This window comes from Gemmiger sp. An194 (assembly GCF_002160145.1).
In the GTDB taxonomy this organism is placed as follows: Bacteria; Bacillota; Clostridia; order Oscillospirales; family Ruminococcaceae; genus Allofournierella.
The window spans coordinates 140,505-153,625 of record NZ_NFKA01000006.1 but is presented as its reverse complement, the minus strand read 5'-3'; the positions used below and the strand labels follow the sequence as shown (position 1 = coordinate 153,625).

The window sequence follows — 13,121 nt, the reverse complement described above, 5'->3', positions numbered from 1 at the left end:
CAAAGCTGCACGGATGGGGTGAGGGAATGTGCAATAAAATAAAAGCCCGGGCGCTGGCAGCGGGGAATATCCCTGTGGTATAATAGGCAAAAAAAACAGGCCTGTGCCGGCACCGAGCGGGCTGAAACAAAATGAGAAGGGACGGGAGAACGAATGTATCCGGGACGAGTGGAGCTGCATCTGCATCTGGACGGGGCGCTGACCGAGGCCTTTGCACGGGAGTGCCTGATAAAACAGGGACAAAAAGTGCCGGAGGACCTGGCCGGGGCGCTGGCCGCAAAGCCGCTGTGCGAGAATCTGGTGGATTATTTGAAATGCTTCGATATCCCGCTGCGGGTCCTGCAGTACGCCGATGCGCTGGAGCGCTGCGCCTTTGATCTGGTCTGCCGCCTGGCGCGGCAGGGTCTGGTATATGCTGAGCTGCGCTTTGCGCCCGCCAGCCATTGCACGAAAGGCCTGACCCAGCAGCAGGCGGTGGAGGCGGTGCTGCGGGGCATTCGGGCCGCTCGCAAGGAGCACCCGGAGATCGGCATCGGCCTGCTGCTCTGTTTCATGGTGGGCGGCGACAAGGACCATGCAGCCACCCTGGAGGCCGCCCGGCGGTATCTGGGCCAGGGCGTTGTGGGGGTGGACATTGCCGGGGCCGAGGGCATGGTGCCCATGGAGCAGTACCGGCCTCTGTTTGCCCGGGCAAAGGCGGAGGGCATCCCCTTCACCATCCATGCGGGGGAGTGCGGCAGCTGGGAGAACATCCTCACCGCCCTCTCCTTCGGAGCAAGACGCATCGGCCACGGCACCGCGGCCATCTGCTCCCGGGAGTGCATGGACCGGCTGCGGGAGAGCGGCGCGGCGCTGGAATGCTGCTTCACCAGCAACGTGCAGACCCGTGCGGTGGCGGACCCGGCGGAGCATCCCATCCGCAAATTCCAGCAGGCAGGGCTGCGGGTGACCGTGAATACGGATAACCCCACCGTCTCGGCCACCACCCTGGCCAACGAGCACCGGGTGCTGGCGGAGCGGTTCGGCTTTACCGATGAGGAGTTTTACCGCATGGACCGAACCGCTTTGGAAAGCGCCTTTGTGAGCGAGGCGGAAAAGAAAACCCTGATGGCCCGGCTGGAAACGCTGTGGGCCAAGGGGCAGGAATAAACCACAAAAAACAGGGGTGCGGGCCCGAAGGGGCCGGCACCTCTTGCGCGTTTTCCGGAATTACCAGAAATTCTTTTTGCGGAAATACCACAGGCTGCCCAGCAGAATTCCGGCGCTGACCAGAATCACCGCCGGATAGCCATAGGGCCATTGCAGCTCGGGCATATGGGCAAAGTTCATGCCGTACCATCCGGCAATCAGCGAAAGGGGCAGGCAGAGGGTGGTCACCACCGTGAGCACCTTCATGATCCGGTTCTGCCCGATGTCGATCTGGGCCTGGTATTCGCTGGCGATCTGGCTGGCGTATTCCCGCAGCATCTGGCTTTCCGCCCGCAGGCTCTCCACCCGGCGGCCGAAGTGGCCCATGCGCTGGGCGCTCTCCGGCCCCAGCAGGTCCTCGGCGTTTTCCAGAAGGGTGTCCGCCAGGTCGTTCAGCTGGGCGTAAAACCGGTTGCACCGGTTCAGCTCCTTGCGCAGCGCGCTCATCCGGTGGATGAACCGGTCGGTATGACCGGCCAGAATTTCCTGCTCCAGCTGGGCGGCCCGCTCCTCCAGCTGCTGGATGTAGGGCAGGCCGTCCTGAATCAGGGCGGTGAGCAGGTCCACCAGAAAATCCCCCGCGCCGCCCTGATCGTGGGGGCGCATGGCCAGCACCTGGGACAAAAGCGCCGTGCCGGTCTCCTCCGAGGCCAGCAGAAGGACGTTGGAGCCCTCCCACACGAAGGCAAGACTTTTGGCGGGCTGTTTGGCCCGGGCGGGAATGTGCAGCGCGCCCAGAATGCGCCCGGCGTCGAAGTCCACCCGGCAGTAGCGCAGCTGGTCCGGCTGGGCAAAATGGGCAGGGGGCTTCAGCTGCTCGGGCAGAGGTGCGCAAGCAGCCGCCTCCGGCGTGAGCACCGCCAGCACCCGGTCCCACACAGCAGGCGGCGCGGTCAGGGGCTGCAGCGGGGCGGACAGTTGATAATAAGGCATAACACAGCGCCTCCTTTTGAGCAATGCCGCAGCATTCCGGCGGGATGCTCCGTCTGAGGCGTTTGCCGTGAATCGTGCGGTGTTGGCTTATGATCTATTATAACACGCTCTGCCCGGCGGGGCAAAGCGCGGGCGTTGACAGCAGCCCGCCCGGTGATTATGATGGAGATAATGATTTGGACAGCGGCCCGGAGGGCCGCAAATGCAAGGAGGCAATGAAAACCATGGAAGAGGTTTGGAAGGCCCGCCGGGAGCGGGTGCTGGGCGCGATGGAGGCCCAGGGGCTGGAGCAGATGATCGTGAGCGATCCCAAGAGCGTCTGGTACCTGACCGGGGTGGACGTGGAGCCCTACGAGCGGCTGTTCGCGCTGTATCTGCGCAAAGAGGGCAGCGTGCTGTTTTTGAACCGGCTGTTCCATGTGCCGAATCCTCCCTGCGAGGCGGTGTGGATGACCGACACCGACGACGGCGTGGGCATGATCGCCGCCCGGGTGGACAAGACAAAGCCTCTGGGCATCGACAAGGAGTGGCCCGCCCGGTTCCTGCTGCCTCTGATGGCCGCCTGCCCGGGCATGGAGTGCCGCCTGGCCTCGGACTGCGTGGACGACGCCCGCGCCCGCAAGGACGAGGCCGAACGGGAGCTGATGCGCATGAACTCCCGCCTGAACGACGAGGTGATGCGCCGCACCGCGGCTTTTTTGAAGGAGGGTATGACCGAGAAGGAGGGCGAGGCCTTCGTTCTGGCCCAGTATAAGGAACTAGGCTGCGAGGATGTGTCCTTTGCGCCCATCGTGTCCTTTGGGGCCAACGCAGCGGACCCTCACCATATGCCGGATGAGACCCGCCTGAAGGCCGGGGACTGCATCGTGCTGGACATCGGCGGCAAAAAGCAGCGCTACTGCTCGGATATGACCCGCACCTACTTCTGCAAAGAGGCGGACCCGAAGTATGCCGCCATCCATGATCTGGTGCGCCGGGCCAACGAGGCCGCCGAGGCGCTGGTGAAGCCGGGCGTGAAGCTGAGCGAGCTGGATGCCGCCGCCCGGGATCTGATCGCCGCCGAGGGCTACGGGGAATACTTCACCCACCGGCTGGGGCATTTCATCGGCCAGACCGACCACGAGCAGGGCGACGTGAGCAGCACAAGCCCGCTGGTGGCCGAGGAGGGCATGATCTTCTCCATCGAGCCGGGCGTTTACCTGCCGGGCGAATTCGGCGTGCGGGTGGAGGACCTGGTGCTGGTGACCGCCGACGGCTGCGAGGTGCTCAACCAGGTGAACAAGCACTGGAGCCTGATCGGCTAAAAGCAAAAAGAGAAAAAATCCCGGCGGCGCGCAAATTTCAAATTGACGCGCCGCCGGGATTTTGCTATAATAGACGATGCAAATCCAATCTGGAGAGTTGTCCGAGTGGTCGAAGGTGCGAAACTCGAAATTTCGTGTCGGGTAAAACCGACCTAGGGTTCGAATCCCTAACTCTCCGCCAGATTGCCGCAAGCGTCCGTTCGCTTGCGGCAATTTTTTTGTTAAAAGGCGCTGTGCGGGTCCGGCCGGGAATCGGGCCGGAGAAACCGGAAACCCGGCGGCGTGCCGGGGCTGGAAACCCTGACGCATCCGTGCTATGATAAAGGCGTCGCATCCGGGCGAAAACCGGTGGTTTTTGTCGATGCCCCATGGCAAGCAACGTTGCTGCGAAGCGGCACCCCATGAAAACGGATTTACAGAATAAAGGAGAACCATATGCCCTGTACCACGATTCTGGTTGGCAAAAAAGCCAGCCACGACGGTTCCACGATCATTGCCCGCAATGACGACGGCGGGTTTGAAGCCAAGCGCCTTCTGGTCCACCCGGCCCGGGAGGGAGCGGCCACCTATCGGACGGTCCTCTCGCACCTGACCGTCGCGCTGCCGGAAAAGGCCCTGCGCTACACCGACTGCCCCAACGTGTCCAAGACCAACGGCGTCTGGCCCGCCTGCGGCATCAACGAGGCCAACGTGGCCATGACCGCCACCGAGACGATCACCAGCAATCCCCGGGTTGTGGGCGCGGACCCCTATGTCCGCTACCAGGAAAAGAAGGGCCGCGGCAGCAAAGAGGTTCCCGGCGGTATCGGCGAGGAGGACCTGGTGACCCTGGTGCTGCCCTACATCCGCTCCGCCCGGGAGGGCGTGCTGCGCACCGGCGCGCTGCTGGAGCAGTACGGCACCTACGAGCCCAACGGCATGGCCTTTGCGGACGCCGACGAGATCTGGTGGCTGGAGACCATCGGCGGCCACCACTGGATCGCCCGGCGGGTGCCGGATGACCGGGTGGTGATCATGCCCAACCAGTTCGGCCTGGACCATTTTGATTTTGCGGATGCCTACGGGGAGAAAAAGGAGCACCTTTGCTCCCAGGATCTGCGGGAGTTCGTGGAAAAGTACCGCCTGGCACTGGATACGGGCGCTGCGTTCAACCCGCGGCTGGCCTTCGGCTCCCATTCGGACGCGGACCATATCTACAACACCCCCCGCGCCTGGTTCATGGCCCGGTATTTCCTGCCCCGGACCCACCAGTGGGACGGGGAAAACGCGGACTTCACCCCCCAGAGCAACGACATTCCCTGGTCGTTCGTGCCGGAGCACAAGGTGACGGTGGAGGATGTGCGGTATCTGCTGGGGTCCTATTACCAGGGAACCCCCTACAACCCCTACGACAAGACCGCCGCCTGCAAGGGCAGGTACCGCACCATCGGCGTGCCCAACAGCGACGTCTGCGGCATTATGCAGATCCGCGGCGATCTGCCCGCGGCGGTCCAGGGCGTGGAGTGGCTGTCCATGGGCGGCAGCGGCTTCACGGCCTGCTTCCCGGTCTACGCCAATGTGACCGAGTTCCCCAAATACCTGAGCGGCACCACCGAAACCGTCTCCACCGACAGCATGTACTGGCACAGCCGGATCATCGCCGCGCTGACCGACGCCCACTTCGGCAGCGCCCTGATCTTTGACGAGCGGTATCTGAACGCCGTGATGAACCGGGGCCAGCAGCTGCTGTACGAGTACGACGAGAGGATCCGGCAGGGCGAGCCGGCGGAGATTCTGAAGGAAGCCAACCGCAGGATCGCCGAGATGGTGAAGGAGGAGTCGGACAAGGCGCTGGGCCTGATTCTGAAAAACGCCTCCGAACACATGAAGATCCGCTACCACCGGGGCGACAACTGAGCCCCCAAGACACAACAAGAAAGCAGCATCGGTTTTGACGATGCTGCTTTTTTTTCGTTCCGGGCGCCGCAAGGGATGCCGGCCCCAGCTGCCAAGATAATCCATACCGAAGCGGTAGGTCTTGCGCCGTGTTATAATGAAGCCGAGAGAGGCCTTTCCCGGGCGATAAGGTCCCTGGGAAGGGCCTTTGCCGCATTGATCACACAAAAAAGGAGGCTGAGAAGAATGCGGGAACGTGCAGTGACCGAGGCAATGATCCAGGCCTATGGACGGTATCTGGACCGGGAAGAGCGCAGCCCGGGCACCATTGCCAAATATCTGCGGGATGTGCGCGCCTTTGCCAGCTGGCAGCAGGGGGCGCCGGTGACGCCGGAGTCGGCCAAGGGCTGGAAGGAGCACCTGCTGCAGGCACAGTATGCGCCCACCACCATCAATTCCATGCTGGCGGCGCTGAACGGGCTGTTCCGCTACCTGGGCTGGAACCATTACCGGGTGCGCTTTCTCAAGATTCAGCGCCGGATGTTCCGGGACCCGGCCCGGGAGCTGAACCGCAGCGAGTATCTGCAGCTGGTGAAAACCGCCAAGGCGGCCCACCGGGAGCGCATCGGCCTGCTGATGGAGACCATCTGCTCCACCGGCATCCGGGTGTCGGAGGTGCGCTACATCACGGTGGAGAGCGCCCGGCAGGGCCGCGCCCGGGTGCTGCTGAAGGGCAAGGTGCGGGAGATCCTGATTCCCAGCCGGCTGCAGGACAAGCTGCTGGCCTACGCCCGGCGGACGGGCCGGACCGAGGGGCCGATCTTCTGCACCTGCCGGGGCCGCCAGCTCACCCGCCAGCAGATCTGGGCCGAGATGAAGGGGCTGTGCAGCCGGGCGGGGGTATCGGCCGCCAAGGTGTTCCCACACAATCTGCGTCACCGTGCGACCCGTTCTGCCGCATAAAAGGCACAGCGCCGGGCCGGCTGCGGCCGGACCGGAAGAACCGGCGGCCCGATCGGCGGAATGAGGGAGCAACGCCCGGAAACGCCGACCCTGAGACTCCGACGGGCGCGGGGCGGGCAGCGGCCCGCCCGGGTCCGAAGCTCGGTGAAGGCGGCACAATGCCCGGCCGGCAAGGCCGGGGCGGATATGCCGGGGGTCTAGAAAGTGCCTATGGTGAGCATGCCCCCGAGGGGGCTGACGAACCGGCGAAGTCACGGGCCCGGTGGGCGGCGCAGCGATGCGCCGGCATGGTGTGGCTCAGTAAAACCGGTGGCTATGAAGGGCCATATCGCGCTGCGGGCGCGATCCAGCCATGGGGCTCAAAGCCGGGCACCTAAGGGCATATGTACAGATAGGACCGCCGGAACGGGGAAAGGCAGCGGCGCCCGGCGGGGCGAAGCGGACGAAGAACGATAAGCCGCTGAACCGCTGCGGAAAAGCAGAGGTCGCACCGGGGAAGTTCCTGTAATGGGGACGGAGGGATGGCCTCGAGCCGGAAGCGCGGGCGCATTCCCGAGCGGCGCGCGTTCAGGGGAACGCCGGATGCGGTGAAAGCCGCACGTCCGGTGTGGGGCCGGGGAAAAGCCGGAGCGGCAGGCGCAAGGGCTTACCTATGGCCATTGTTTGCAACGATCTTTTATCGGGACTGCAGAGACATCGTCCGCCTGGCGGATGTGATGGGCCACTCGTCCATTGAGACCACCCGGATCGATCTGGTCACCTCCGGGACCGATCATCAGCGCCAGATGGAACGGCTTGGGCTGATGACTTAGGACGAAATCTGCATTTCGTCAAAACGACATTTGCGACAAGACAATTGTCCATGTTTCAGTGGGCGATTGTATACACCAAAAAGCAAAAAATACAAAAATATACAAAGGTCACAAAAACAAGATGTTTGTGGCTTTTATTTTCTGCACGGTTTTGAACGGAAACCAAAATTGTTAAGTTATAAAAGATTGACGAATCCCCTCACGAATGATAGAATTTAATCATCTCTTCCTGGGAAGAGGATTTTTTCGCGCTTTTAAGCGCGTCGAAATGCAGATTTTGTATCACTGACAGACCGTTCTGCACGTCAAAATGCAGATTTCGTTTTGGAAAGATATTTGCCCGAAGAAGGTAACCGGAGAACGCAAGATTGCTACACGAGCAACGCGCAGCGTCTGTGTTTCCTGCGGGACGCATTGAGGAGTGTGGGACAAAAGTACAATGAAAAAACTTTGTGGAAAAGTCCTGGTGCTGCTGATTTCAGTGTTTCTGATCTCGGTTACCATTTTGACCAGCGTATTTTATGCAACAATTTACCGCAAGGAGCTCAACGCCGAAAAGCAGACCGGCAACGAGGCCATTGCCCAGCTGTCCGAAACCCTGAACGAGCTGGATAAAGCCAACCAGAAAGCCACCGAGCTTTTTGTGGAGGACTACCTGAACCGGCTGAACTTTGTGAACTACCTGCTGCGGGACTACCTGCTCACCGATTCCCGGGTGCCCGACCAGGAGTGGACGCAGATCCTGGCGACCGCCGAGGTGCGGGCCATCTATGTGATCGACTCCAGCGGCGTCATCGCGCAGACCAACGACAAGCAGAGTCTGGGCCTGAATTTTTACGAGCACAAGGAGACCGCCGATTTCCTGCCCCTGATCGAGGACCGGGAGGAGGAAGGCTACCACGTGCTGCTGGACGGCGTGGCGGTGACCACCGGTGAGCGGGGCGTGTATCTGGGCATGAACGGCCCCAACGGCTATGTGGTCCAGATCAAGGTGGACGAAGAGGTGCAGCAGAGCTACCAGGGCCTGATGAGCCTGTTCTCCTACGTGCAGAACATTCCCACCAAGTCCAACCGGCGGCTGTTTGTGCTGGACGCCACCAGCGGCGAGCTGCTGGCCATCACCCGCAACAACCAGAAGACGGTGGAGATGGACAACCGGCTGGACACCCTGCTGCGCCGGGTGGGCGACCCGGGCATCGAAAAGCTGGACGGCACCGCTTACCTGCTGTGCGCCGAAGCCCACGGGCCCTACCTGGTCTGCTTCGCCTCGGACATGACCAGCATCCAGAAGCGGGTGATGGAATACACCCTGGGCATCGCCGCGGTGATCTTCCTGGTGCTGCTGATCGTGTCCGTTGTGGTGTTCTACAGCCTGAACCGCTATGTGCTCCGGCACCTTCTGCAGATCAACGACAGCGTGAACCGATTCATCCACGGCGACGCCAACGTGCAGTTCCCCAAGGGCTACACCCAGGAGGTGGCCGAGCTGAGCAAAAACCTGGAAAAGCTGGTCAAGGTCATCGGCTCCGGTGCCATCCGGCTGTCCAGCATTGTGGATCAGCTGGGCGTGAAGATGGAGGCCTACGAATACTGTGCCGACCTGAACCAGTGCTTCTTCTCCGAGCATGCCCTGGAAATGATGGGCATGACCGAAGAGGAAGCGGTGGACATTATTAAGAATGTATACCAGAACGATATGGAGACCGAGGGCCTGCTCCGCGGCAAGGACGGCCGGGTGGTGCGCAGCTACCGGGTGCGCAGCGGCGGGGTGATGTACGGCTTCCTGTACGACATCACCGAGGAGAGCCAGACCGAGGCCCGGCTGCGCATACAGCTGCAGATGGCCCAGGGCGAAAGCGTGCGGGACTCGCTGACCGGCCTGTACAACCGCAAGTACCTGCGGGACACGGTGGTGCGCCACATCAACGAGCAGGAGGAGCCCCACGGCGTTCTGCTGAGCATCGACATGGACAACTTCAAGTCGGTCAACGATTCCGAGGGCCACCTGGAAGGCGACCGGGTGCTGGTGCGCTTTGCCCAGCTGCTGAACGAGAGCTTCCGCGCCTCGGACATCAAGGCCCGCATGGGCGGCGATGAGTTTGCCGTCTTTTTGCCCAACGCAGTGGACATGGACGTGCTGCGGGACAAGATCAACCGGCTGATCGAAAACAGCCGGTCCCGCCTGGCGGACAAATACCAGGCCTACCGCCTGTCCATCAGCGTGGGCGCCGCGATCCTGAACAAGGAGCACGCGGATTACGACACCCTGTATCAGCTGGCCGATGCTGCCATGTATGTGGCCAAGCAGAAGGGAAAAAACAGTTTTTACATCAACGAAGAGGGAAACAGCTGCATGCGCAAGGAGTGCATCCACTGCCGCGCGGTGTGCGCCCGGCGCGCAGCTCTGTATAGAGGCGAGCAATAACTCCGGCAGTTTCCCGAGATGGGAGAGTGTCAGTGAAGCGATTTGAGAAAAACCGAAAAACGATCCTGTTCCTCTGTTACCTGCCCATGATCCTGTTCATCGGGCTGCTGTGGAACGCGGCCAGCCGCCAGATTCACAGCCAGCTGTTCAGCACGCTGGCCGATCTGGCCCGGCAGAACCGCTACGTGGTCAGCTACTCCATCAACCAGAAGATGGAGGAGCTGGAGCGGGTGGCCCAGGGCCTGGCCCAGCGGGAGGATTTCCCCCAGGGGGTGGCGATCGACGATCTGGCCACGGTGGCCAACGTGCTGGGCTTCCGGGAGATCGGCGTGACCGGCCTGGACGGCATGGCCCGCATGAGCACCGACACCAGCTACGACATCACCGGCCGGGAATACTTTCAGATGAGCGTCCAGGGCTTCAACTGGGTGAGCAAGACCCTGTGCGACATGCGGGACGGCAAGAAGGTGAACGTGTGCAGCGTGCCCGTTCGCAGCGACTCCGGCGCCGTGATCGGCACCCTGCTGGGCACCATTGAGACCGACGAGTTCTTTGCCAGCATGCAGGTGCCCAGCTTTCACGAGCAGGGCTACGCCTATGTGGTAAACCAGGACGGCGACGTGGTCCTGACCACCCGCAGCGACGGAGTGGAGGTGACCAACTTCTGCACCCTGCTGTACCAGAACCCGGGCAATGTGGACCAGCTCAACCAGCTGCGCGACTGCCTGGCGGGCAAGACCGAGAGCGTGAACCTGCTGGTGAACGAGGACGAGCGGCATTACATCAACGTGAGCTGGCTGGGCTACGACGATCTGTGGCTGGTCACCGGCGTGCCCGAGCACGCGCTGGACAGCGGCATCATGACCCAGTTCAAGGTGATCCAGGTGCTGTCCGTGGTGTTTGCCGTGGCGGGCCTGGCGGGGCTGTTTTTCCTCAACCTGATCATGGACCGGAACGACCGCCACCTGCGCAAGCTGGCCTATGTGGACGCCCGCACCGGCATCCACAACCACTTCTACCTGCGGGAGACCATGGGCGAATTCACCACCCTGGGCCCCGGCAAGGGCAAGCGGGTGGCCGTGCTGCTGTTCAACATCCAGCAGTTCAAGAACATCAACAACCTGTACGGCTCGGTGGCCGGCGACCAGGTGCTCAAGCACGTGGCGCAGCACCTGAGCGCGGTCTTTGGAGAGGGGCGGACGCTGGCCCGAGACACCGCCGATTCCTTTGTGGTGCTGTCCCCATATGAGGACTGGAACCAGCTGCTGGAGCAGGCCGAAACGCTGTGCGCCGACCTGCCCCTGCTGCCCTTCAACAACAACGAGATCGGCGTGAAGCTGCGCTGCGGCATCTACCGCCTGCCGGACGGCGTCCAGCCGGACGAGGAGGCCCTGTTCCGGGCCCGCATGGCCTGCTTTGAGGCCCCCCGCGAGAGCGGCGTGGGCGTCTACTGCGCCCAGGTGCAGCAGAAGATGGAGCGCAAAAAGGAGCAGCAGAACACCATCCGGCAGGCCATTGCCAACCGGGAGTTCAAGGCCTGGCTGCAGCCCAAGTTCTGCGCCCAGACCCGCAGCCTGCTGGGCGCCGAGGCCCTGGCCCGCTGGTGCCGGCCGGACGGCAGCGTGCTGCCCCCCGGCGCCTTCATCGCCGACTGCGAGGAGATGGGCATCATCGGCGAGGTGGACGAGATGGTTCTGGAGGACGTGTGCCGCCAGATCCGGGACTGGCGGGAGCAGGGCATCCAGTGCCCGCCGGTGTCGGTGAACCTGTCCCGCGTCTATCTGAGCAGCCTGGACATTGTGGACAAGATCGACCGGGTGCTGAACCGGTACAAGCTGGAGAGGCAGGCCATCCAGCTGGAGATCACCGAGAGCGCCCTGGTCAAGGACGAGGACGGCCTGCGCGACGTGGTGGAGCGCATGCGCTCCCTGGGCTTTACCATCGTGCTGGACGACTTCGGCAAGGGATATTCCTCCCTGTCCTCCATCCACGATCTGCGCTTTGACATCATCAAGATTGACAAATCCTTTGTGGACCGCATCGGCTCCGAACAGGGCGACCAGATGATCCGGTTCATCATCGAGCTGGCCCGCGCGCTGCAGCTGGAGCTGGTGGCCGAGGGCGTGGAGGATCAGAGCCAGTACGAATTCCTGCGCGGCCTGGGCTGCCATGCCATTCAGGGCTACTACTTCTCCAAGCCGCTGTCCTGCCAGGACTTTGCCGACCAGTATCTGCAGTGAGCCGCCAGCGGGGAAAGACAGAGACCATGGGATACATAAACCAAAAGCTGAAAAGCCGGGCCGGGGCCTCGCTGCTGTTCGCACTGCTGGTCATCCTGCTGTGCAGCATGGCGGGCTCGGTGCTGATCACGGCGGCCACCGCCTCGGCCGGCCGGCTGAACGGACTGAAAGAAGACAAGACCGAATATTACGCCGCCTTTTCGACGGTGCGGGTGCTGCGGGACCAGCTGGAAGGGCTGACCGTGGACGGGGACGGCCCGGACCAGCCCGACGCGGAGCAGGACACCCTGCAGGGACTGCTGGCCGGCCTGGTCAGCCAGGTGCGCAGCACCGGCGAGCCGGCGCAGCAGCGCTGGGGCCTGAGCCACGGCGGCGATCTGACCGACCGGGTGCGCCAGAGCCTGGGCTGGGTGGAATTTTCCATGGACGCGGGCTACCGGCTGACGGTGCAGGTGTGCTGCGGCAGCAGCGCCTACACCCTGCGGCTGCCCGTTATGGAGCAGGAGGACGGCACCCTGCAATGGCTGGAAGGAGAGATTACCAAGGAATGAACCGCCTGATCAAACGACTGGCCAAACGCCGGGGCGAAACCCTGGCCGAGACCCTGGCCGCACTGCTGATCATTGCGCTGGCGCTGACTATGCTGGCGTCCATGCTCACCACCTCCCAGAACATTGCCTCCCGCTCGGACCAGGCGCTGCGGGCGCTGTACGAACAGATCAACCGGCTGGAAGAGGGCACCGCGGGGCTGCTGAGCGCCAACGAGGGGCTTTACCTCACCGGCGCCCAGGGCCAGGTGGTGCGCATCCCGGTGCAGGTGCGGGGCCTGCAGCAGGGGATCTGGATGTATGAAACGGTGGGTTAAACCGGCCCGGCTGCGCCGGCGCATGGCCGACCGGCGGGGCTTCAGCCTCACCGAGCTGATGGCGGCGCTGCTGGTGCTGGGCATGCTCACCTCGCTGATGGCCGGCGGGGCCATGGTGGTGAAGAACGCCTACGAGCGCATGACCCTGCGCACCACCGCCCAGCTGGTGCTGTCCACTGCGGTGACCGCCGTCACCGAAGAGCTGCGCTGGGCGGCCGATGCCCCCCAGTCCCAGCCGGACAGCCAGGACCAGCAGGCCGTCAGCTTTTACAGCGTCCGCTGGAAGGGCCAGGTCCGGCTGGAGAACCGCTCGCCCACCATCTGGCTGGTGGCGGGCGACCAGGCCGCGCCGCTGCTGACGGCCCAGACCCTGGGCCAGGGCATGCAGGTGCAGCTGGCGCTGTGCGAGCGCAGCGGGGCGGGCTTTTCCTGCCGGGTGGACGTGACGGTGGACGATAGCGTTTGGGAGTCCCAGGAATTCTGGGTGCTGCCGGTAAACAGCTGAGGGAAAGTAGA

The 13,121-nt window shown here is 63.1% G+C and carries 11 protein-coding genes and 1 tRNA gene; 11 read left to right on the top strand and 1 reads right to left on the bottom strand.

Features of this window, described 5'->3' with window-relative positions; all coding sequences use genetic code 11:
* Positions 1-153: 153 nt before the first annotated feature.
* Positions 154-1,149, top strand: a complete 996-nt coding sequence (gene add, locus B5F28_RS05810) for an adenosine deaminase (protein WP_087294263.1) — start codon at positions 154-156, stop codon at positions 1,147-1,149.
* A gap of 60 nt (positions 1,150-1,209) precedes the next feature.
* On the opposite strand, the gene B5F28_RS05805 is transcribed toward add, so the two are convergent.
* On the bottom strand, positions 1,210-2,121 hold the full coding sequence (locus tag B5F28_RS05805; protein ID WP_087294261.1) for a magnesium transporter CorA family protein: 912 nt from the start codon (positions 2,119-2,121) through the stop codon (positions 1,210-1,212).
* A gap of 215 nt (positions 2,122-2,336) precedes the next feature.
* Between B5F28_RS05805 and B5F28_RS05800 the strand changes: the two genes are divergently transcribed.
* The 10 genes from B5F28_RS05800 to B5F28_RS05755 all read left to right on the top strand — a co-directional run bounded on the left by B5F28_RS05800 (position 2,337) and on the right by B5F28_RS05755 (position 13,110).
* Positions 2,337-3,425 carry a M24 family metallopeptidase gene (locus B5F28_RS05800; protein ID WP_343212744.1) on the top strand — a complete coding sequence of 363 codons (1,089 nt, stop codon included), beginning with the start codon at positions 2,337-2,339 and terminating at the stop codon, positions 3,423-3,425.
* Between the two features lie 91 nt (positions 3,426-3,516).
* Positions 3,517-3,606 (top strand) — tRNA-Ser (locus B5F28_RS05795).
* A 254-nt stretch (positions 3,607-3,860) separates the two neighbouring features.
* Positions 3,861-5,321 carry a C69 family dipeptidase gene (locus tag B5F28_RS05790; protein WP_143424695.1) on the top strand — a complete coding sequence of 487 codons (1,461 nt, stop codon included), beginning with the start codon at positions 3,861-3,863 and terminating at the stop codon, positions 5,319-5,321.
* Between the two features lie 225 nt (positions 5,322-5,546).
* Positions 5,547-6,263 (top strand): tyrosine-type recombinase/integrase, encoded by a 717-nt coding sequence (locus B5F28_RS05785; RefSeq protein WP_158097530.1) that lies wholly within the window; start codon positions 5,547-5,549, stop codon positions 6,261-6,263.
* Positions 6,264-6,922: 659 nt separating this feature from the next.
* Positions 6,923-7,075: a site-specific integrase gene (locus B5F28_RS05780; RefSeq protein ID WP_158097529.1), complete on the top strand. Its 153-nt coding sequence runs from the start codon at positions 6,923-6,925 to the stop codon at positions 7,073-7,075.
* A 439-nt stretch (positions 7,076-7,514) separates the two neighbouring features.
* Complete coding sequence (locus tag B5F28_RS05775) at positions 7,515-9,500, top strand: GGDEF domain-containing protein (RefSeq protein ID WP_087294255.1); 1,986 nt, start codon at positions 7,515-7,517, stop codon at positions 9,498-9,500.
* A gap of 32 nt (positions 9,501-9,532) precedes the next feature.
* Positions 9,533-11,740, top strand: coding sequence for a bifunctional diguanylate cyclase/phosphodiesterase (locus B5F28_RS05770; protein WP_087294253.1), 2,208 nt, complete (start codon positions 9,533-9,535; stop codon positions 11,738-11,740).
* Between the two features lie 26 nt (positions 11,741-11,766).
* Positions 11,767-12,291 (top strand): hypothetical protein, encoded by a 525-nt coding sequence (locus B5F28_RS05765; protein ID WP_087294251.1) that lies wholly within the window; start codon positions 11,767-11,769, stop codon positions 12,289-12,291.
* Complete coding sequence (locus tag B5F28_RS05760; protein WP_087294249.1) at positions 12,288-12,605, top strand: hypothetical protein; 318 nt, start codon at positions 12,288-12,290, stop codon at positions 12,603-12,605. The genes B5F28_RS05765 and B5F28_RS05760 overlap by 4 nt, the downstream gene beginning before the upstream one ends.
* Complete coding sequence (locus tag B5F28_RS05755; protein ID WP_087294247.1) at positions 12,589-13,110, top strand: prepilin-type N-terminal cleavage/methylation domain-containing protein; 522 nt, start codon at positions 12,589-12,591, stop codon at positions 13,108-13,110. The genes B5F28_RS05760 and B5F28_RS05755 overlap by 17 nt, the downstream gene beginning before the upstream one ends.
* Positions 13,111-13,121 lie beyond the last annotated feature (11 nt).

Excerpts from the sequence above, each read along its gene's own strand:
- B5F28_RS05790 (WP_143424695.1), top strand. The coding sequence starts at position 3,861 with ATGCCCTGTACCACGATTCTGGTTGGCAAAAAAGCCAGCCACGACGGT.
- B5F28_RS05785 (WP_158097530.1), top strand. The coding sequence starts at position 5,547 with ATGCGGGAACGTGCAGTGACCGAGGCAATGATCCAGGCCTATGGACGG.
- B5F28_RS05800 (WP_343212744.1), top strand. The coding sequence starts at position 2,337 with ATGAAAACCATGGAAGAGGTTTGGAAGGCCCGCCGGGAGCGGGTGCTG.
- B5F28_RS05805 (WP_087294261.1), bottom strand. The coding sequence starts at position 2,121 with ATGCCTTATTATCAACTGTCCGCCCCGCTGCAGCCCCTGACCGCGCCG.
- B5F28_RS05765 (WP_087294251.1), top strand. The coding sequence starts at position 11,767 with ATGGGATACATAAACCAAAAGCTGAAAAGCCGGGCCGGGGCCTCGCTG.
- B5F28_RS05775 (WP_087294255.1), top strand. The coding sequence starts at position 7,515 with ATGAAAAAACTTTGTGGAAAAGTCCTGGTGCTGCTGATTTCAGTGTTT.
- B5F28_RS05755 (WP_087294247.1), top strand. The coding sequence starts at position 12,589 with ATGAAACGGTGGGTTAAACCGGCCCGGCTGCGCCGGCGCATGGCCGAC.
- add (WP_087294263.1), top strand. The coding sequence starts at position 154 with ATGTATCCGGGACGAGTGGAGCTGCATCTGCATCTGGACGGGGCGCTG.
- B5F28_RS05760 (WP_087294249.1), top strand. The coding sequence starts at position 12,288 with ATGAACCGCCTGATCAAACGACTGGCCAAACGCCGGGGCGAAACCCTG.